This is a genomic window from Pseudomonas orientalis (assembly GCF_001439815.1).
Classification (GTDB): Bacteria; Pseudomonadota; Gammaproteobacteria; order Pseudomonadales; family Pseudomonadaceae; genus Aquipseudomonas; species Aquipseudomonas orientalis.
In genome coordinates, this window is sequence record NZ_JYLM01000003.1 from 561,110 (window position 1) to 579,043 (window position 17,934).

Annotated in this window: 16 protein-coding genes; 2 read left to right on the forward strand and 14 right to left on the reverse strand. The window is 59.9% G+C overall.

Going from position 1 to position 17,934, the window contains the following annotated elements; translation table 11 throughout:
* Positions 1 to 2 precede the first annotated feature (2 nt).
* The 7 genes from TU82_RS10745 to TU82_RS10775 form a co-directional block, all read right to left on the reverse strand.
* Positions 3 to 839 (reverse strand): peptidoglycan DD-metalloendopeptidase family protein, encoded by an 837-nt coding sequence (locus TU82_RS10745; protein ID WP_057723179.1) that lies wholly within the window; start codon positions 837 to 839, stop codon positions 3 to 5.
* A 207-nt stretch (positions 840 to 1,046) separates the two neighbouring features.
* Positions 1,047 to 1,682, reverse strand: a complete 636-nt coding sequence (locus TU82_RS10750; protein ID WP_169850588.1) for a protein-L-isoaspartate(D-aspartate) O-methyltransferase — start codon at positions 1,680 to 1,682, stop codon at positions 1,047 to 1,049.
* A gap of 41 nt (positions 1,683 to 1,723) precedes the next feature.
* Entirely contained in the window at positions 1,724 to 2,473 is a 750-nt protein-coding gene (gene surE, locus TU82_RS10755) for a 5'/3'-nucleotidase SurE (protein WP_057723180.1), read from the reverse strand.
* On the reverse strand, positions 2,461 to 3,519 hold the full coding sequence (gene truD, locus TU82_RS10760) for a tRNA pseudouridine(13) synthase TruD (protein ID WP_057723181.1): 1,059 nt from the start codon (positions 3,517 to 3,519) through the stop codon (positions 2,461 to 2,463). The genes surE and truD overlap by 13 nt, the downstream gene beginning before the upstream one ends.
* Positions 3,516 to 3,989: a 2-C-methyl-D-erythritol 2,4-cyclodiphosphate synthase gene (gene ispF, locus TU82_RS10765; RefSeq protein ID WP_057723182.1), complete on the reverse strand. Its 474-nt coding sequence runs from the start codon at positions 3,987 to 3,989 to the stop codon at positions 3,516 to 3,518. The genes truD and ispF overlap by 4 nt, the downstream gene beginning before the upstream one ends.
* Before the next feature lie 54 nt (positions 3,990 to 4,043).
* Positions 4,044 to 4,889 carry an S-formylglutathione hydrolase gene (gene fghA, locus TU82_RS10770; RefSeq protein WP_057723183.1) on the reverse strand — a complete coding sequence of 282 codons (846 nt, stop codon included), beginning with the start codon at positions 4,887 to 4,889 and terminating at the stop codon, positions 4,044 to 4,046.
* 8 nt (positions 4,890 to 4,897) lie between these two features.
* Entirely contained in the window at positions 4,898 to 6,010 is a 1,113-nt protein-coding gene (locus TU82_RS10775; RefSeq protein ID WP_057723184.1) for an S-(hydroxymethyl)glutathione dehydrogenase/class III alcohol dehydrogenase, read from the reverse strand.
* A gap of 109 nt (positions 6,011 to 6,119) precedes the next feature.
* Between TU82_RS10775 and TU82_RS10780 the strand changes: the two genes are divergently transcribed.
* Together TU82_RS10780 and TU82_RS10785 are read left to right on the forward strand one after the other, a co-directional pair.
* On the forward strand, positions 6,120 to 7,016 hold the full coding sequence (locus tag TU82_RS10780; RefSeq protein ID WP_057723185.1) for a LysR substrate-binding domain-containing protein: 897 nt from the start codon (positions 6,120 to 6,122) through the stop codon (positions 7,014 to 7,016).
* 68 nt (positions 7,017 to 7,084) lie between these two features.
* Positions 7,085 to 10,108, forward strand: a complete 3,024-nt coding sequence (locus TU82_RS10785) for a membrane-targeted effector domain-containing toxin (protein WP_057723186.1) — start codon at positions 7,085 to 7,087, stop codon at positions 10,106 to 10,108.
* Positions 10,109 to 10,111: 3 nt separating this feature from the next.
* Here TU82_RS10785 and ispD read toward each other — a convergent pair whose 3' ends face one another.
* The 7 genes from ispD to TU82_RS10820 all read right to left on the reverse strand — a co-directional run bounded on the left by ispD (position 10,112) and on the right by TU82_RS10820 (position 17,898).
* Positions 10,112 to 10,822 carry a 2-C-methyl-D-erythritol 4-phosphate cytidylyltransferase gene (ispD, locus tag TU82_RS10790; protein WP_057723187.1) on the reverse strand — a complete coding sequence of 237 codons (711 nt, stop codon included), beginning with the start codon at positions 10,820 to 10,822 and terminating at the stop codon, positions 10,112 to 10,114.
* Entirely contained in the window at positions 10,819 to 11,097 is a 279-nt protein-coding gene (ftsB, locus tag TU82_RS10795; protein ID WP_057723188.1) for a cell division protein FtsB, read from the reverse strand. The genes ispD and ftsB overlap by 4 nt, the downstream gene beginning before the upstream one ends.
* 171 nt (positions 11,098 to 11,268) lie before the next feature.
* Positions 11,269 to 12,558 carry a phosphopyruvate hydratase gene (gene eno / locus TU82_RS10800; protein ID WP_057723189.1) on the reverse strand — a complete coding sequence of 430 codons (1,290 nt, stop codon included), beginning with the start codon at positions 12,556 to 12,558 and terminating at the stop codon, positions 11,269 to 11,271.
* 155 nt (positions 12,559 to 12,713) lie between these two features.
* Complete coding sequence (kdsA, locus tag TU82_RS10805; protein WP_003189190.1) at positions 12,714 to 13,559, reverse strand: 3-deoxy-8-phosphooctulonate synthase; 846 nt, start codon at positions 13,557 to 13,559, stop codon at positions 12,714 to 12,716.
* A gap of 5 nt (positions 13,560 to 13,564) precedes the next feature.
* Positions 13,565 to 15,196 carry a CTP synthase gene (pyrG, locus tag TU82_RS10810; RefSeq protein WP_057723190.1) on the reverse strand — a complete coding sequence of 544 codons (1,632 nt, stop codon included), beginning with the start codon at positions 15,194 to 15,196 and terminating at the stop codon, positions 13,565 to 13,567.
* Positions 15,197 to 15,469: 273 nt separating this feature from the next.
* Positions 15,470 to 16,789 (reverse strand): tRNA lysidine(34) synthetase TilS, encoded by a 1,320-nt coding sequence (gene tilS, locus TU82_RS10815; protein WP_057723191.1) that lies wholly within the window; start codon positions 16,787 to 16,789, stop codon positions 15,470 to 15,472.
* Positions 16,790 to 16,950: 161 nt separating this feature from the next.
* Positions 16,951 to 17,898, reverse strand: a complete 948-nt coding sequence (locus tag TU82_RS10820; RefSeq protein WP_057723192.1) for an acetyl-CoA carboxylase carboxyltransferase subunit alpha — start codon at positions 17,896 to 17,898, stop codon at positions 16,951 to 16,953.
* Between the last annotated feature and the right edge of the window lie 36 nt (positions 17,899 to 17,934).

Below are 17,934 nucleotides of genomic sequence, written 5' to 3' on the forward strand. Positions count from 1 at the left end.
CATCAACGGCGGGGTAGGAATTGCAGTGGATCTACAGGCTTCCCTTGGCGGCGAATCTCAAAGTGCAGTTTCACCCGGTCTGTACCCGTTGAACCCATTTCGGCAATCGTCTGTCCGACCTTGACCTGCTGCCCCTCCCGAACCAACAACCTGCGGTTATGACCGTAGGCACTGACGTAGGTATCGCTGTGTTTGATGATGACCAGCTCGCCGTAGCCCCGTAGACCACTCCCGGCGTACACCACTGTCCCATCAGACGCAGCTAAAACAGGCTGTCCCAAATCCCCGGCGATATCAATGCCTTTATTCAAACTGCCGTTTGAAGAGAATTTTCCAATCAACACTCCGTTTGAGGGCCATCCCCAACCGGTCGGCGCAGGCCCCGCAGGTGGCAATGGCGCGGGTGCCGGCTTGCTCGCAGCCGAAGGCACGGCGGTGCCAGCGGGCCGTGTGAAGACGGTGGTTTTGCTCGAAGAGGAAGCCGAAGAACCGGACTTTGTCACAACTGCCGTAGGCGCCGAACCGGTGCGACCATCGAAACGAATCGTCTGCCCGGGATGGATCGTATAAGGCAGGGGAATGTTGTTACGAGCTGCGAGCGCCTTGTAATCCCAACCGTAACGGAAGGCAATCGAGAACAGCGTGTCGCCCTTGCGTACAACATACTGGCCCGTGGTCACCATCGGCTTTTGCGGTGCCGCATTCGTGCGGTCAACCACGCGCGCACCACCGGAAGGCGTGCTCGAGCAGGCGGCCAGTAAGGAACTCAAGACAAGGCCAAGCACCAGTCGCTGAAAGCTTGTTTTACTCATTCGCTGCGCAGGACCTGTGAGACTCACCCGCCGCTCCCTTTCTGGTGGCTGAACATTAACGCCTGTATCAGGCTTGAAATATGACGCAAGTATAACTGGGCATGGCTTTTTACCGGCACACGACTGAAACGAAACATTCATCCTGTTTAATTCCAGCGCCCGCCACTGTTGAATCCATAGACCCCGCTGTAAGACACATCCGCGCCCATGGAATTCACTGCCAGCAAACAAATGTCAGGCCAGCGGACCGTTGAGCAACGGCACGAACCGCACGGCGCCAAGCACATGCCGGGAAAAGCCTTCGTCCTCTCGGATAATGAGCATCAATTGTTGCACTTCGCCGGAGCCCACCGGGATGACCAGCCGGCCACCCGGCGCCAACTGATCCAGCAATGCTTGCGGCACATCGGTAGCCACGGCAGTCACAATGATGCCGTTGTAGGGCGCCAACGCCGGCCAGCCTTCCCAGCCGTCGCCCCAACGAAACACCACGTTACGCAGGTTCAGTTCCACCAGGCGCTCCTTGGCACGGTCCTGCAGCACCTTGATACGCTCAACCGAGAAGACCCGCTCGACCAGCTGCGACAACACCGCCGTCTGGTAGCCGGAGCCGGTGCCGATTTCCAGCACCTTGTCCAACGGCCCGGCAGCCAGCAACAGTTCGCTCATGCGCGCGACCATATAAGGCTGGGAGATGGTCTGGTTGTGGCCGATCGGCAGCGCGGTGTCTTCATAGGCGCGGTGCGCCAGAGCTTCGTCGACAAACAGGTGCCGAGGCGTGCGCCGTATCACTTCCAGAACCTGCGCATTGGACAAGCCTTCTTCGTACAGACGCTGGATCAAACGCTCGCGGGTGCGCTGAGAGGTCATCCCGATACCACGGCGCAGCAGGTCGTCTTGTTCACGAGCCATCAGCGCAGTCCCTCCAGCCAGCCATCCAGACCACTGAAGGCATCACTGAAGGTGCGATCGAATTGCAACGGGGTAATCGATACATAACCTTGCATCACCGCATGAAAGTCCGTGCCCTCGCCACCATCCTCGGCGTCACCGGCCGCTGCGATCCAATAGCCTTCCTTGCCACGCGGATCGACCACCTTCAAGGGTGCCGCCGCACGGGCCCGGTGCCCCAGCCGCGTCAGCTGGATTCCGCGAATATGGTCAAGAGGCAGGTTGGGAATATTGACGTTAAGCACGGTGCGCGGCGGCAGGTCCAGGGAACCGTGCGCTTCCACCAGCTTGCGCGCGTAGTACGCCGCCGTGGCCAAGTTATCCAGTTGCCGTGAGGCGAAGGAAAACGCAAACCCGATACCGCCGAGAAAACGCCCTTCGAGGGCTGCCGCCACGGTGCCGGAATACAGCACATCATCGCCCAGGTTTGCGCCCAGGTTGATGCCCGACACCACCAGGTCCGGCGCGTGTTCCAGCAAGCTGTTGATCGCCAGGTGCACGCAGTCGGTAGGCGTGCCGTTCACGCTGATAAAGCCATTGGCCAGGACCTTGGGGTGCAACGGACGGTCGAGCGTCAGCGAACTGCTGGCGCCGCTCTTGTCCTGGTCGGGGGCAACCACCACGCACTCGGCGTAATCCGCCAGCGCAGCATGAAGCGCGGCGAGACCGGGTGCGGTGGCACCGTCATCGTTTGATATCAGAATACGCATGGGTTGTCCGTCGGCCCCACCGGCACCAGATCAACGAGCTCACGCACCAATACGGTGGCGAAGCATCCGGCCGGCAGGACGAATTCCAATTGCAGAATGTCAGGCCCGGGATAATGCCACGTCAACCCGCCAATGGGCAGTCGCAGAATGCGACGTTCTTGGCTCATGCCCGCATTCACTAGCCAATCACGCAGGTCAGCTTCTGCGGCGGCTACAGATTGTTCCAACTCATATGTAGGACCTTTCGCTGGCGACTCACCCTCCCCCCACTGCGGGCCGGTGGGATGCAGGTCCAGGATCGCCAGACGCGGGTCGTTGCATTCAGCCTCCCCGGCTGGGAAGAAGCTGCGGCTGTCGGTGAAGGCCAGCAGATCGCCGACCTGGGCGAACTGCCAGGAGCCGTCGGCAACACGCGCCGCCAACACTTTGTTGAATAGAAAGCTACGGGCGGTGGACAGCAACCGCGAACGCACGTTGCGCTGCTCCGGCAAGGCCTTGCGCGCCGCCCACTCACGGGCGTCGACGACGTTGCCGCCGTTATGGCCGAAGCGCTGGGTGCCGAAATAGTTGGGAATACCGTGACGGGCAATCAGTTGCAGGCGCGCATCGATGGCGGCGGTATCGCCCGTCAACTGGGTCAGGCGCAAGGTAAAGCCGTTGGCGGCATGGGCACCGCGCTGCAGCTTGCGTTTATGCCGAGCGGTTTTCAGGATCCTGAGGGTGTCGTTCTCGGCGGCACTCATGTCCGGGTCAGCCTTGCCGGGCAATTGCACGCTGAACCACTGCCGGGTCAATGCCTGGCGATCCTTGAGCCCGGCGTAGCTGACGGTGCGCAACGGCACGCCAGCGGCCTTGGCGATACGCCGCGCCGCTTCCTCGGTGTTCAGGCCGCGCTTCTCCACCCACAACCACAGGTGCTCGCCCTCGCCGGTCAACGGGATGTCGAGCACTTCGTCTACCTGGAAATCTTCGGCGGTGGCCTTCAGTACAGCGCGCCCCAAGGCCTCGCCATAGGCACGCGGGCCAAGCAATTCAAATTCGTTCATGCGCGCAGCAACAAGGCGACGGAGTGCACGGCAATGCCCTCTTCACGACCGGTAAACCCGAGCTTTTCGGTGGTGGTGGCTTTCACGTTCACTTGGTCCAATTCTATTTGCAGGTCTGCGGCAATCAGGGCACGCATCGACTCGATATGCGGGGCCATTTTTGGCGCCTGGGCCACGATGGTGTTATCGACGTTACCGACTTTCCAGCCCCTGGCATGGATCAAACCGACGACATGGCGCAGCAGCACACGACTGTCCGCGCCCTTGAAGGTTGGGTCGGTGTCCGGAAAGTGCTTGCCGATATCACCCAACGCCGCTGCGCCGAGCAACGCATCGCTCAAGGCGTGCAGGACAACGTCGCCGTCGGAATGAGCCAGCAGCCCATGGTGATGCGCGATACGCACGCCGCCCAAAGTGATGAAATCGCCTTCAGCGAAACGGTGCACATCGTAGCCGTGGCCAATACGCATAATAAAACGCCCCGATTTAATTCAGGGCGTGATTCTACCTACTTTTGCCTCACATTAACCGAGCAAAGCACGACCATGATGGCGCAAGTGATCGTCGATGAAGCTGGCGATGAAGAAGTAGCTGTGGTCGTAGCCCGGTTGCAGCCGCAGTTCCAGCGGATGACCGGCGGCCTTGGCCGCTTGCTGCAGGGCCTCGGGCTTGAGCTGCACGGCGAGGAAATCGTCGCGATCGCCCTGGTCGACCAGCAGCGGCAACTGTTCCGAGGCTTCGCTGATCAACACGCAGGCGTCCCATTCACGCCACTTCGAACGCTCCTCGCCCAGGTAATGGGAAAAGGCTTTCTGGCCCCAGGGGCAATCCATCGGATTGTTGATCGGCGAAAATGCCGACACTGACTGGTAACGCCCAGGGTTGCGCAGCGCGCAGACCAGCGCACCATGGCCGCCCATCGAGTGGCCGCTGATACCGCGCTTGTCCGAAGCCGGAAAATGCGCTTCCACCAGCGCCGGCAATTCCTGCACCACGTAGTCATGCATCCGATAGTGCCTGGCCCAGGGTTGCTGGGTGGCGTTCAAATAGAAACCGGCACCCAGGCCAAAGTCCCAGGCGTTGTCCGGGTCATCGGGAACACCGGGGCCGCGCGGGCTGGTATCCGGCGCCACGATGATCAAGCCCAGCTCGGCGGCCATGCGCTGGGCGCCGGCCTTTTGCATGAAGTTCTCGTCGGTGCAGGTCAGGCCGGACAGCCAATACAACACCGGCAGCTTGCCGCCCTGCTCCGCTTGCGGCGGCAGGTAGACGGCGAAGGTCATGTCGCAATCGAGCACATCGGAGTGATGTTTATAGCGTTTATGCCAGCCGCCGAAGCTTTTCTGGCAGGACAGGTTTTCCAGACTCATGGCCGACCTCAGAAATGGATGACAGTACGAATGCTCTTGCCTTCATGCATCAGGTCAAACGCTTTGTTGATGTCTTCCAGGCCCATGGTGTGGGTGATGAAGGTGTCCAGCGGGATCTCGCCGGTCTGGGCCATTTCCACGTAGCTTGGCAATTCCGTACGACCACGCACGCCGCCGAATGCAGACCCGCGCCAGACGCGACCGGTCACCAGTTGGAAAGGACGGGTGGAAATTTCCTGGCCGGCGCCGGCCACGCCGATGATCACCGACTCACCCCACCCTTTATGGCAGCACTCGAGCGCCGCACGCATCAGTTGCACATTGCCGATGCATTCGAAGGAAAAGTCCACGCCGCCATCGGTCAAATCGACAATCACGTCCTGAATCGGGCGGTCATAGTCTTTCGGGTTGATACAGTCGGTAGCGCCCAGTTGCTTGGCGATTTCGAATTTGGCCGGGTTGATGTCGATGGCAATAATACGACCCGCCTTGGCTTTCAGCGCGCCAATCACCGCCGACAGACCGATACCGCCCAGACCGAAGATGGCCACGGTGTCGCCCGGCTTGACCTTGGCGGTGTTGAGCACCGCACCGATACCGGTGGTGACGCCGCAACCGAGCAGGCAGACTTTTTCCAGCGGCGCTTGCTTGGGAATTCTGGCCACGGAGATTTCCGGCAGCACGGTGTACTCGGAGAACGTCGAGGTACCCATGTAGTGGAAAATCGGCTGGCCTTTGTAGGAGAAACGTGTGGTGCCGTCAGGCATCAAGCCTTTGCCCTGGGTGGAACGGATGGCCTGGCACAGGTTGGTCTTGCCTGACAGACAGAATTTGCACTTGCCGCATTCCGGGGTGTACAGCGGGATCACATGGTCGCCGACGGCAACCGAGGTCACGCCTTCACCAATGGCCTCGACCACTGCACCGCCTTCATGCCCAAGAATCGACGGGAAGATACCTTCCGGGTCTGCCCCCGACAGCGTGTAGGCATCGGTGTGACACACCCCGGACGCGACCACGCGCAACAGCACCTCGCCAGCCTTGGGCATGGCGACATCGACTTCCACAATTTCAAGGGGCTTCTTGGCTTCGAAGGCTACGGCGGCGCGGGACTTGATCATCCGGGTTTCTCCATGGAGTTAAAAATTGATGAGATGAGTGTAAAACATGGCCTGCTGATTAATAATCCGGGTAAAAGCAAAACATTATTGCCATACAGGGACAATCAAGGTGCTGGAGAATCGCTGGGAAGGTATCGATGAGTTCGTCGCCGTGGCCGAATGCAGCCAATTCACGGCGGCGGCCGAGCGCCTGGGGGTCTCGTCGTCCCATATCAGCCGCCAGGTGGCACGCCTGGAAGAACGGCTGCAAACGCGCCTGCTGTATCGCAGTACGCGCAAGGTGACGCTGACCGAAGCGGGTCAGACGTTCCTGCAACACTGCCAACGCTTGCAGGACGGTCGCGAAGAAGCCTTGCGTGCGGTGGGCGACCTCACCAGCGAACCCAAGGGTATGTTGCGCATGACCTGCGCCGTGGCCTACGGCGAACGTTTTATCGTGCCGCTGGTAACAAGGTTCATGGCGCTCTATCCGCAGTTGCGGGTCGATATCGAGCTGAGCAACCGCCCGTTGGACCTTGTGCATGAAGGGCTCGACCTGGCGATTCGTCTCGGACGCCTGCAGGACTCGCGCATGGTAGCCAGCCGCCTGGCTGCGCGACGCATGTATTTGTGCGCGTCGCCTTCCTACCTGGCCCGGTATGGCCGGCCACATAGCTTGTCGGAATTGAGTCGGCACAACTGCCTGATCGGCAGTTCGGATATCTGGCAACTGGCCCAGGACGGGCGCGAATTTTCCCAACGGGTGCAGGGCAACTGGCGCTGCAACAGTGGGCAGGCGGTGCTGGATGCCGCGCTGCAAGGCATGGGGCTGTGCCAGTTGCCGGACTATTACGTGCTGGAGCATCTGCACAGTGGCGCGCTGGTGTCGCTGCTGGAGACGCATCAACCGCCGAATACGGCGGTGTGGGCGTTGTATCCGCAGCAGCGGCATTTGTCGCCGAAGGTCAGGAAGCTGGTGGACTTTTTAAAAGAAGGATTGAGTGACAATCCGGTCTATCGGGAATAAACAGCTACCGCCCATGCATTGCCTGGTTACCGATTAATAGCCGCTTTGACTGCAAACCCAGGCAAGCCATGACGTCCAATGCTCAAAAACTCCAGCATATCAATCATTTTGTCCGTAAGGTGCTGGCCGACTTCCCGGTGCCCGGCGCTATCGCCGCCCAATTGCTGTACGAGTATCTGCAACCCTTCACCCAGGAACCATTGGACCCGGACACTACGTTCCTCACCACTCTGGAATATAACCTCGACAATCCCAATGCGCCCTACACAGCCGTGATCGTCCAATCCATGAGCCTGACCGAGGCCATGATCTGCAATGCGCCCCAAGCTCCTGGCGGCATGATCAACACCACGGGTTTTTCCACCACCGCGCCGTACTTCAACATCGTCAGTGAACTGCCGCGCCTGATGGATAACCGCATCCCGCAAATGTTCAACGAAGAGTTCATTACTTCCGGCTGGATCCCGCCCAGGCGGTATGAGGCGCTCTACCGGCAAAGCGAACCGCAGGTCTACGATCCGACCACCCAATTGGAGATCTCGCCTGCCGCGCTCAGAAAAGTCATCGACTCAAGCAGCTTCGAACAAACCTACGACAAGGCCGTCACACTGTTCTGGAGCGAACATCGGGACAATTACACCACCCTGATGCGCATCGCGTTCACCAAGGCTTACCTCAATCAGTACGAGGAGTTCACGCTCACCGAAGCAGAACGGCAACTGGCCGCCCGGGCGGCAGGTATCGGCGTCGACAAGGACTCCGGCAACCTGACCCTCGAAGACTTTCAGGCGCCCTATTCACCGGATCAAAACCTGTCCGTGCGCGCGCTGCGCATTCATCAGTTCGAAGCCACCGACATCCTCACGATTACCGATAACCAGAGCCAGATTACCCTGCTGTACATCCCGGGAAACTCCTCCCCCATCCATGGTTTCAACACCCCGGCAGACATGCGCAAGGCGCTGGTGAAAGTTGCCAGGGACCCGACCGAGCGCAAGGCGCTGACCCATCATTTTGAACCCGACTCGATTGACTCCGGCCTGCTTTACAGTGGTGTCGAGGAGGCACTGATCGGCATGGCGATGTATCCGGAATCGTCCAGCCCTCCCGGTTTTTTCAATAGTTTGCTGCATAACGGTTACTGGGACCCCGAGCAATACATCAATAACCCAATGTATCCGGCACTGCGAAGTGACCCCTTTGCGTTTGTCGCGCGGCAGATCCGCACGCGCATTGCAAAAATGGCGGCAAAAACCATTGTCTCGCCCCTGGACACGTTCAAGGCCGACACCCTCGACGCGTTGGATAAAGCCTGCCTGCTGGCGATCCCCGTGGCACTGACCATGGGCACGGCGTTACTGGCGGAGTTTTGCTTCGTAACATCCGGCTTGGCTGGAATGGCCATCGGCGTCGATGACGTGCTCAAAGACAAACCCCACGCCGTCGAGCGCATCGTGTTCGGCGCCCTGAACGCGCTCCCGGTGGTTATCCACGGCATCAGCAAAGGAGTGAACAGTCTTGAGTCATTGCGCCCCGTACTTGGCCAGGCCACGCGTACAGAGGAGGGTCAGATCAGTGTCAGGGTCATCAAGCCTGCCGCGTCGACCCAGACTGAGACTCGCCCTCTGGTCGCTGCAACAGCCCCCAGCGGCATGCAGACCATCAAGATTCAGGGCGAGATCTTTCTGACCTACAAAAAACCCAACGACTGGGGCTTTTTTGAACTCTTCGTGAACCATCCAAAAGCGCCCGAGACGATCCAGTCCACGGGGCTCTACGCTATTCAGAGCGCCGACCGGCAATGGCGGCGTGCCGGCCTGGCCGGAGGTGGGGCATTTCGTAATGCCTGGCAACAAGTTTACAAACTGTTCGGCGGCACCGAAAACCCGAGCTTCTTCAGCACCTATGAGATGCCTTCACACGCTCGCGAGACCCTCGCGGACATGCTCACTGACACCAGCTCATTTTCGGAAGACTTCGAACCCTACGGCACGGCTGCGCAATCGTTCATCAACGCCCGGAAACTGTTCTTTGAGAAAAGAAGCCAATTAAACCAGGATTCAGCGATCTTCTTTAACCGCTTGCCCTATTCGCCCCTGCAGCCGGTACTCCCGCGCATGAGTTTGAATGAATCACAGCCAAGCATTATCGAGAAGTTGCTGCGTGCCAGCGACGGCCTTGTGATCGGCGAAAGCCACAGCGCCGAATCGAGCAAAGCCTTTCTGATCGACAACATGCAGCTACTCGCCAGCCAAGGCGTCAAACGCATCTACTTCGAACATCTGCTGACGGATGTGCATATTCCAATGTTGAAGGCGTTTTACCGATCAAAGAGCGCGCCAATGGCCGAGGAGCTGGCAAATTTTCTGAACGGGATCTACCCCCTGCCCCGACACCACTATTACTCATTCAGAAATGTGGTCACCAAAGCCCGAGACGCCGGGATCAAGATCCAGCCGATCGACTGCACCGCGAGCTACGTACTTCGCGATATGCGGGACAGCGCGGGCACCCTGCGCCAACGGATGATGAACTATTACGCCACCGAGGTGATTCAATGGACCCAGACTACCAAGCGCCAACCTGGTAAATGGGTCGCACTGGTGGGCGACACCCATACCAATACCTTCAAGGACATCCCCGGGATTGCCGAACTCACCGGCAGCATCGGCCTGCGGATAGAAGATAGAGTGAGCGTCCAACCCCTGGGTATCGAAGTCGATCCGGGACGCACTGCCAGCCTGGGCCTCAACAAAGGCGAAGCCACGGTCAAAGCCAATCTGGTCTTGCGCGTTGATCCCGCCGCGTTGCAGCACTCAGTAGAGCCACAGCCCGGGCCCTCGCACAGTCAAGTAATGAAGTCGACCCAGGCACTGCTGACACTGCCGGGCCAATTCATGCTCTGCGAAGCCTCCCACATTGACTACCGTTCCCGACGCGGGGAACTGCGCAGTTTCAGGATCTACCATCAGGATCGCCGGTACTTCATCAATGCGGCCGGCTGGTCTATCGATCAGAAGCCATTCGACAGCATTGAGGCATTGGTGAGAGCGCTCAGAACCCTGCCCGGATTGGAGCAGGTCAACGGCTGAGGGTCAGGGTGCCTGGTAAGCCCGGCGCTGACGCAGCCATTCGAGGTCTTCAGGGCGGGTGACCTTGATGTTGTCCGCGCGCCCTTCGATCAGGCGTGGCGCCTGGCCGGACCACTCCATGGCCGAGGCTTCATCGGTGATCACCGCATCGGCTACCAGGCTGTCGGCCAAGGCACGGTGCAAGGCGCCCAGGCGAAACATCTGCGGCGTATACGCCTGCCAGATCAGGCTGCGGTCGACGGTTTCCACCACACGGCCACGCTTGTCGACGCGCTTGAGGGTGTCGCGAGCCGGCACCGCCAGCAGACCGCCCACCGGATCATCTGCCAGTTCAGCCAGGAGTTTGTCGAGGTCATCACGGCCCAGGTTAGGCCGCGCAGCATCGTGCACCAGCACCCAGTCATCATCACTGGCGCCCAGGGCATTAAGATGCAGCAACGCATTGAGCACCGAGCCCGACCGCTCCGAGCCACCGTCCGCACGTTGAATGCGCGGGTCAGTGGCACACGCCAGGGCGGGCCAATAAGGATCATCAACAGCAAGACTGACCACCAGGCCCTTGAGCGAAGGGTGGTCGAGAAAACAGCCAAGGCTGTGTTCGAGAATAGTGCGCCCGCCCAGTTGCAAGTATTGCTTGGGACGGTCAGCGGCCATACGGGCACCTACACCCGCGGCAGGAATCACGGCCCAGAAGGCCGGTAAATCAGCGCTCATTGGGCCAGCTGGTAGAGGGTTTCGCCCTCCTTGACCATGCCCAGTTCATGACGAGCCCGCTCTTCGACGGTCTCCGTACCTTTTTTCAGCTCAAGCACCTCAGCATCGAGGACGCGGTTGCGCTCCAGCAGACGTTCGTTTTCGGCGTGCTGGTCGGCAATTTGCTGGGTCAGCTCTTCCACCTGCGCAAAGCTGCCATTACCGACCCATAGGCGGTATTGCAGGCCAGCCAGCAACAAGAGCAAGACGAGGAACAACCAATTGGGACTGCGCATCGAAATCCGGGTATCCAGTGAAAAAAAACAGTCATGCAAACCTTTTGCAGCAACTGATAGCACGAAGCCTGGAAAAACCAGGCTTGTGCTTGTCAGTCAGCAGAGTAACGCCGAAATTCACACTGTCGTGAGATTTCCGACGCAATCGGCCGACTTTTTACCATTTACTGCTTAGCCGCGGAACTCGCTGCGACCGTTGTACTTGGCTTTACCTGCCAGCTGCTCTTCGATACGCAGCAATTGGTTGTACTTGGACACGCGATCGGAACGGCACAGGGAACCGGTCTTGATCTGGCCCGCCGACGTGCCCACGGCCAGGTCGGCAATGGTCGAGTCTTCGGTTTCGCCGGAGCGGTGGGAGATCACGGCCGTGTAGCCCGCAGCCTTGGCCATCTGGATGGCTTCCAGGGTTTCGGTCAGGGTGCCGATCTGGTTGAACTTGATCAGGATCGAGTTGGCGATTTTCTTATCGATACCCTCTTTCAGGATCTTGGTGTTGGTCACGAACAGGTCGTCGCCCACCAGCTGGATTTTCTCGCCGATCTTGTCGGTGAGGATTTTCCAGCCGTCCCAGTCGGACTCGTCCAGGCCGTCTTCGATCGAGATGATCGGGTAGCGCTGGGTCAGGCCTTTGAGGTACTCGGCAAAACCTTCGGAATTGAACACCTGGCCTTCACCGGACAGGTTGTACTTGCCGTCTTCATAGAATTCGCTGGCCGCGCAGTCCAGGGCCAGGGTCACGTCGGTGCCCAGCTTGTAGCCGGCGTTAGCCACGGCTTCGGAGATCACTTTCAGTGCATCTTCGTTGGACGCAAGGTTGGGTGCGAAACCACCTTCGTCGCCAACGGCAGTGCTCAGGCCACGGGCCTTCAGTACAGCCTTGAGGTGATGGAAAATTTCGGTGCCCATGCGCAGGCCTTCGGAGAAGGTCTTGGCGCCCACTGGCTGCACCATGAATTCCTGGATGTCGACGTTGTTGTCGGCGTGCTCGCCACCGTTGATGATGTTCATCATCGGCACCGGCATCGAGTAGACGCCCGGGGTGCCGTTCAGGTTGGCAATGTGCGCGTACAACGGCAGGTCCTGGTCCTGTGCGGCGGCCTTGGCGGCGGCCAGGGACACGGCGAGGATCGCATTGGCGCCCAGGCTGCCTTTGTTGTCGGTGCCGTCGAGCTTGATCATCGCGTGGTCCAGGGCTTTCTGGTCCAGTGGGTCCTTGCCCAGCAACAGGTCACGGATCGGGCCGTTGATGTTGGCTACCGCCTTGAGTACACCCTTGCCCAGGTAACGGCTCTTGTCGCCATCACGCAGTTCCAGCGCTTCACGGGAACCTGTGGAAGCACCGGACGGCGCGCAGGCGCTGCCGATGATGCCGTTATCGAGAAGCACGTCGGCTTCGACGGTTGGGTTGCCACGGGAGTCGAGAACTTCACGACCTTTGATGTCGACGATTTTTGCCATTGTTGTAAACACTCCAAAGTTGACGAAAACGACGCAGCTGAAGGAAATCTTTTGACCGACCGCAAGGGTGGAACAACAGGGCAGGCTTGCAGACGACAAGGCTCAGGCCTGGGGCCTGAGCATAAAGCGTGGAAATTCTACCGGAGAAACACCGCTTACGCGGTTTCTACCGTCGGAAAACTCTTGACCAGCTCGTCCAACTGCTTGAGCTGGGCCAGGAACGGCTCCAGCTTGTCCAGGCGCAGGGCACAGGGGCCGTCGCACTTGGCGTTGTCCGGGTCCGGGTGGGCTTCCAGGAACAGGCCGGCCAGGGACTGGCTCATGCCCGCCTTGGCCAGGTCGGTGACCTGGGCACGCCGCCCGCCGGCGGAGTCCGAGCGACCACCGGGCATTTGCAGCGCGTGGGTCACGTCGAAAAACACCGGGTATTCGAACTGTTTCATGATGCCGAAACCAAGCATGTCCACCACGAGGTTGTTGTAGCCGAAGCTCGAACCACGCTCGCAGAGGATCAACTGGTCGTTACCCGCTTCCACGCATTTGCTCAGGATGTGTTTCATTTCCTGGGGCGCGAGGAACTGGGCTTTCTTGATATTGATCACAGCTCCGGTTTTGGCCATCGCGACCACCAGGTCGGTCTGGCGCGACAGGAAGGCCGGCAACTGGATGATGTCGCACACCTCGGCGACCACGGCAGCCTGCTCAGGCTCGTGGACGTCGGTGATGATCGGCACGCCGAAGGCTTGCTTGATGTCCTGGAAGATCCGCATGCCTTCTTCAAGGCCCGGGCCGCGATAGGAGGTCACCGACGAACGGTTGGCCTTGTCGAAGCTGGCCTTGAACACATAAGGGATGCCCAGTTTCTGGGTAACCCGCACGTATTCTTCACAGACCTGCATCGCCATGTCGCGGCTTTCCAGTACGTTCATACCGCCGAACAGCACCATGGGCTTGTCGTTGGCAATTTCGATGTCGCCTACGCGAATGATCTTCTGGGCCATCAGGGTTATGCCTTCTTCTGGTGTTGCGTCAATGCAGCCTTGACGAAACCGCTGAACAACGGATGACCGTCACGCGGCGTCGAAGTGAACTCAGGGTGGAACTGGCAGGCCACGAACCACGGATGATCCGGCGCCTCGACCACTTCAACCAGCTTGCCGTCACCGGAGCGACCGGAAATCTTCAGGCCGGCTTCTTTGATCTGCGGCAGCAGGTTGTTGTTCACTTCGTAGCGGTGACGGTGACGTTCGACGATTACGTCCTTGCCGTAGCAGTCGTGCACCAGGGAACCGGCTTCCAGCAGGCAGTCCTGAGCGCCAAGGCGCATGGTGCCGCCTAGATCGGAGCTTTCGGTACGGGTTTCGACGGCACCGGTGGCGTCTTCCCACTCGGTGATCAGACCCACGACCGGATGGCCACTGGTGTGATCGAATTCGGTGGAGTTGGCGTCTTTCCAGCCCAGCACGTTACGGGCGAACTCGATAACGGCCACTTGCATGCCCAGGCAGATACCCAGGTAAGGCACCTTGTTCTCGCGAGCGTATTGCACGGCAGTGATCTTGCCTTCCACGCCGCGCAGGCCGAAACCGCCGGGAACCAGGATGGCATCCACGCCTTCAAGCAGCGCGGTGCCCTGGTTCTCGATGTCTTCGGAATCGATGTAGCGCAGGTTGACCTTGGTACGGTTGCTGATGCCGGCGTGACTCATCGCTTCGATCAGCGACTTGTACGCGTCGAGCAGTTCCATGTACTTGCCGACCATGGCGATGGTGACTTCGTGCTCAGGGTTGAGCTTGGCGTCGACCACCGCTTCCCACTCGGACAGGTCCGCGCCGTTGCATTGCAGGCCGAAACGCTCGACCACAAAATCATCCAGGCCTTGCGAATGCAGGATGCCCGGGATCTTGTAGATGGTGTCGGCGTCTTCCAGGGCAATCACCGCACGCTCTTCAACGTTGGTGAACTGGGCGATCTTGCGACGCGAGGAAATGTCGATCGGGTGATCGGAGCGGCACACCAGCACGTCCGGCTGCAGGCCGATGGAACGCAGCTCCTTGACCGAATGCTGGGTGGGCTTGGTTTTGGTTTCGCCTGCGGTGGCGATGTAAGGCACCAATGTCAGGTGCATCAGCATCGCGCGCTTGGCGCCGACTTCGAAACGCAACTGGCGGATGGCTTCGAGGAACGGTTGGGATTCGATGTCACCCACGGTGCCACCAATCTCGACCATCGCCACGTCGGCATCGCCCGCGCCCTTGATGATGCGGCGCTTGATTTCGTCGGTGATGTGCGGGATCACCTGGATGGTTGCACCCAGGTAGTCACCACGGCGCTCCTTGCGCAGCACGTGCTCGTAGACACGGCCGGTGGTGAAGTTGTTGTTCTGGGTCATGGTCGTGCGGATGAACCGCTCGTAGTGGCCCAGGTCCAGGTCGGTCTCGGCGCCGTCATGCGTGACGAACACTTCACCGTGCTGGAACGGGCTCATGGTGCCCGGGTCGACGTTGATGTACGGGTCCAGCTTGAGCATGGTGACTTTAAGCCCCCGCGCCTCCAGGATGGCCGCCAATGAAGCGGAGGCAATGCCTTTCCCCAATGAAGAAACAACACCGCCCGTGACGAATATGTAGCGCGTCATGAAAAACCCTAGAAGTCTGCGTTAAAGCGGTCCGAGCCGCCGGGGAAAGCGAAGAGAGGCCGAAGCCCCCGATCACCTGCATTAATCACAGTGCACCTTTCAAAAAAACCGCCGCGTTGTGACAGACCAGCAATGAAACACCGGTACGTTGATCGCTACACATTTTTTGGAATCGCCCAGCAAAGACTGCTTGGTAATCGGCAACTGCTGCGATTCAGGCGAATCCACAGAAGTTGTATCAAGAAGGGAGCGTAGTCTACCGGAAAGGCGCTATCAGCTCAAACCTTGATCGCAGGTCTGTGGCATCCAATGTAATTGCCAGCCGTCACTCGCAACCGCCCAGCGTCCAGCGAGTCTGGGCACACCCAGCAATTGCTCGCCCTGATACAGCAGCGGCAATCTGCCACGGATGAAGCCGGGCAACCCACTTTCGTTAAGCAGGCGTTTCAAGTCACGCCGGCCGCGGCCGGGTACGTCGATGATTTCGCCGCCCTGGCGATACCGAACCTCCAACGGGACTGCGGGCGCCTCGCCGATAAATTCCAACTGACCGTTGCCGGGTAACCTTAGTGGCTTTTGCGGATCGGGCCAGCTCACCATTGCGTCGGAAAATTCCGAGTATGCGCCAGGCACCCACCAGATACGCTCGCCGCAACGGTGCAACTCGCCGTCGGCCAGACGCCATACGGGCTGTGCATCACCCTTGGCATCGCGCAGGGAAATCCAGCCGGCCCAGTGGTCGCTGTCGGGTAGACGAGTAAAAGGCGCCAGCCAATGACGCAGGGCGTTGCGCTGACGGGCGTCGGAAAGCTCGCGCAAAGGCGTGAGGGCCAATGACGGCAAAGACAACCAGGGAAACGGCGAAGGTTGATCGGCGGTTTGCAGGTCCATACGCGCCAACTCATCCAGCAGGCCCTGGGCTTCGTCGAGATGCTCGACAGCGCGGGCCAGGTTTGAAACGGCTTGCGGCCAACGCTCGGTCAGTGTCGGGAACACACGGTGGCGCAGGTAATTGCGGGAGAAGCGTGGATCGGCGTTGGAAGGATCCTCGATCCATTGCAAATGATGCGCACTGGCATAGTTTTCCAGTGCAACCCGCGACACCTCCAGCAGCGGCCGCACCAGATGTCCCCGCGCCAACGGCCGATACGCAGGCATTGCCGCCAACCCTCTCACCCCTGCCCCGCGCAGCAGGCGAAACAATAGGGTTTCGGCCTGATCGTCGCGATGCTGGCCTGTCAGCAACACTTCCCCTGCCCCGGTCACCTCGGTAAATGCCTGGTAACGCGCGTCACGGGCCGCACGCTCAAGACTGGCGCCGGATTGGACCTGCACGCGCATCACGTGCAGGGGGACGCCCAGACCATCGCATACCGACTGGCAATGACCTGGCCAGGCATCAGCCGCCGCTTGCAGGCCATGATGAATATGCACGGCATTGAGGGGCGGGAGCGTTTCGATTTTTGCCAGGGAGGCCAGAAGGTGCAACAGAACGGTGGAATCCAGGCCACCGGAGAATGCAATGTGCCAGGCCGGGGCGTCGCGCCAGGGGGCCAGGGCTTGCAGGAACCTGGCGGGCAGAGCCGGTTTCATCAGAGGTTACCGCCGCAAATCTGGAATACGTTGACCGAGCATACACAAAGCAAATGTGGGAGGGGGCTTGCTCCCGATAGCCGTGTGTCAGTCACCAGATGCGGTGATTGACACTCAGCCATCGGGGGCAAGCCCCCTCCCACATGAGTACTGCTGCGACTTTACAGGCCGTAGCTCATCAGGCGCTCATAACGACGGGCCAGCAGCGCTTCGTTATCCAGCTTCTTGAGCATCGCCAGTTGCGCGCCCAGCTCGGCGCGGATAGTGGCGGCAGCGGCAGCCGGGTCACGGTGCGCGCCGCCCAGTGGCTCGGCGATCACCTTGTCGACGATCCCCAGGCCTTTTAGACGATCAGCCGTGATGCCCATGGCTTCAGCAGCGTCCGGCGCCTTTTCGGCGGTTTTCCACAGGATTGAGGCGCAACCTTCAGGCGAGATCACTGCGTAGGTCGAATATTGCAGCATGTTCAGCTGGTCGCAGACGCCAATGGCCAATGCACCGCCGGAACCGCCTTCGCCAATCACGGTGGCGATGATCGGGGTTTTCAGGCGCGCCATGACGCGCAGGTTCCAGGCAATCGCTTCGCTCTGGTTGCGTTCTTCGGCGTCGATCCCAGGGTAGGCACCCGGGGTGTCGATGAAGGTCAGGATCGGCATCTTGAAGCGTTCGGCCATCTCCATCAGGCGGCACGCCTTGCGGTAGCCTTCCGGACGCGGCATGCCGAAGTTGCGGCGCACTTTTTCGCGCACTTCGCGGCCTTTCTGATGACCGATCACCATCACCGGCTGGTCGTCCAGGCGAGCGATACCGCCCACGATGGCCGCGTCGTCGGAGAAATGGCGGTCGCCATGCAACTCGTCGAATTCGGTGAAGATGTGCTGAATGTAGTCCAGGGTGTAAGGACGGCGCGGATGGCGGGCCAGGCGCGCGATCTGCCAGCTGGTCAGCTTGCCGAAGATGTCTTCGGTGAGCGTGCTGCTCTTGTCTTGCAGGCGGGCGATCTCATCGCCGATATTCAGCGAATTGTCATTGCCGACCAGGCGCAGCTCTTCGATCTTGGCTTGCAGGTCAGCGATCGGCTGTTCGAAATCAAGAAAATTCGGGTTCATAAGCGTCCGTCTTGGGTCGACGGCCAGGGAGTGCCT

Excerpts from the sequence above, each read along its gene's own strand:
- TU82_RS10750 (WP_169850588.1), bottom strand. The coding sequence starts at position 1,682 with ATGACCTCTCAGCGCACCCGCGAGCGTTTGATCCAGCGTCTGTACGAA.
- surE (WP_057723180.1), bottom strand. The coding sequence starts at position 2,473 with ATGCGTATTCTGATATCAAACGATGACGGTGCCACCGCACCCGGTCTC.
- truD (WP_057723181.1), bottom strand. The coding sequence starts at position 3,519 with ATGAACGAATTTGAATTGCTTGGCCCGCGTGCCTATGGCGAGGCCTTG.
- ispF (WP_057723182.1), bottom strand. The coding sequence starts at position 3,989 with ATGCGTATTGGCCACGGCTACGATGTGCACCGTTTCGCTGAAGGCGAT.
- fghA (WP_057723183.1), bottom strand. The coding sequence starts at position 4,889 with ATGAGTCTGGAAAACCTGTCCTGCCAGAAAAGCTTCGGCGGCTGGCAT.
- TU82_RS10775 (WP_057723184.1), bottom strand. The coding sequence starts at position 6,010 with ATGATCAAGTCCCGCGCCGCCGTAGCCTTCGAAGCCAAGAAGCCCCTT.
- TU82_RS10785 (WP_057723186.1), top strand. The coding sequence starts at position 7,085 with ATGACGTCCAATGCTCAAAAACTCCAGCATATCAATCATTTTGTCCGT.
- ispD (WP_057723187.1), bottom strand. The coding sequence starts at position 10,822 with ATGAGCGCTGATTTACCGGCCTTCTGGGCCGTGATTCCTGCCGCGGGT.
- ftsB (WP_057723188.1), bottom strand. The coding sequence starts at position 11,097 with ATGCGCAGTCCCAATTGGTTGTTCCTCGTCTTGCTCTTGTTGCTGGCT.
- eno (WP_057723189.1), bottom strand. The coding sequence starts at position 12,558 with ATGGCAAAAATCGTCGACATCAAAGGTCGTGAAGTTCTCGACTCCCGT.
- kdsA (WP_003189190.1), bottom strand. The coding sequence starts at position 13,559 with ATGGCCCAGAAGATCATTCGCGTAGGCGACATCGAAATTGCCAACGAC.
- pyrG (WP_057723190.1), bottom strand. The coding sequence starts at position 15,196 with ATGACGCGCTACATATTCGTCACGGGCGGTGTTGTTTCTTCATTGGGG.
- tilS (WP_057723191.1), bottom strand. The coding sequence starts at position 16,789 with ATGAAACCGGCTCTGCCCGCCAGGTTCCTGCAAGCCCTGGCCCCCTGG.
- TU82_RS10820 (WP_057723192.1), bottom strand. The coding sequence starts at position 17,898 with ATGAACCCGAATTTTCTTGATTTCGAACAGCCGATCGCTGACCTGCAA.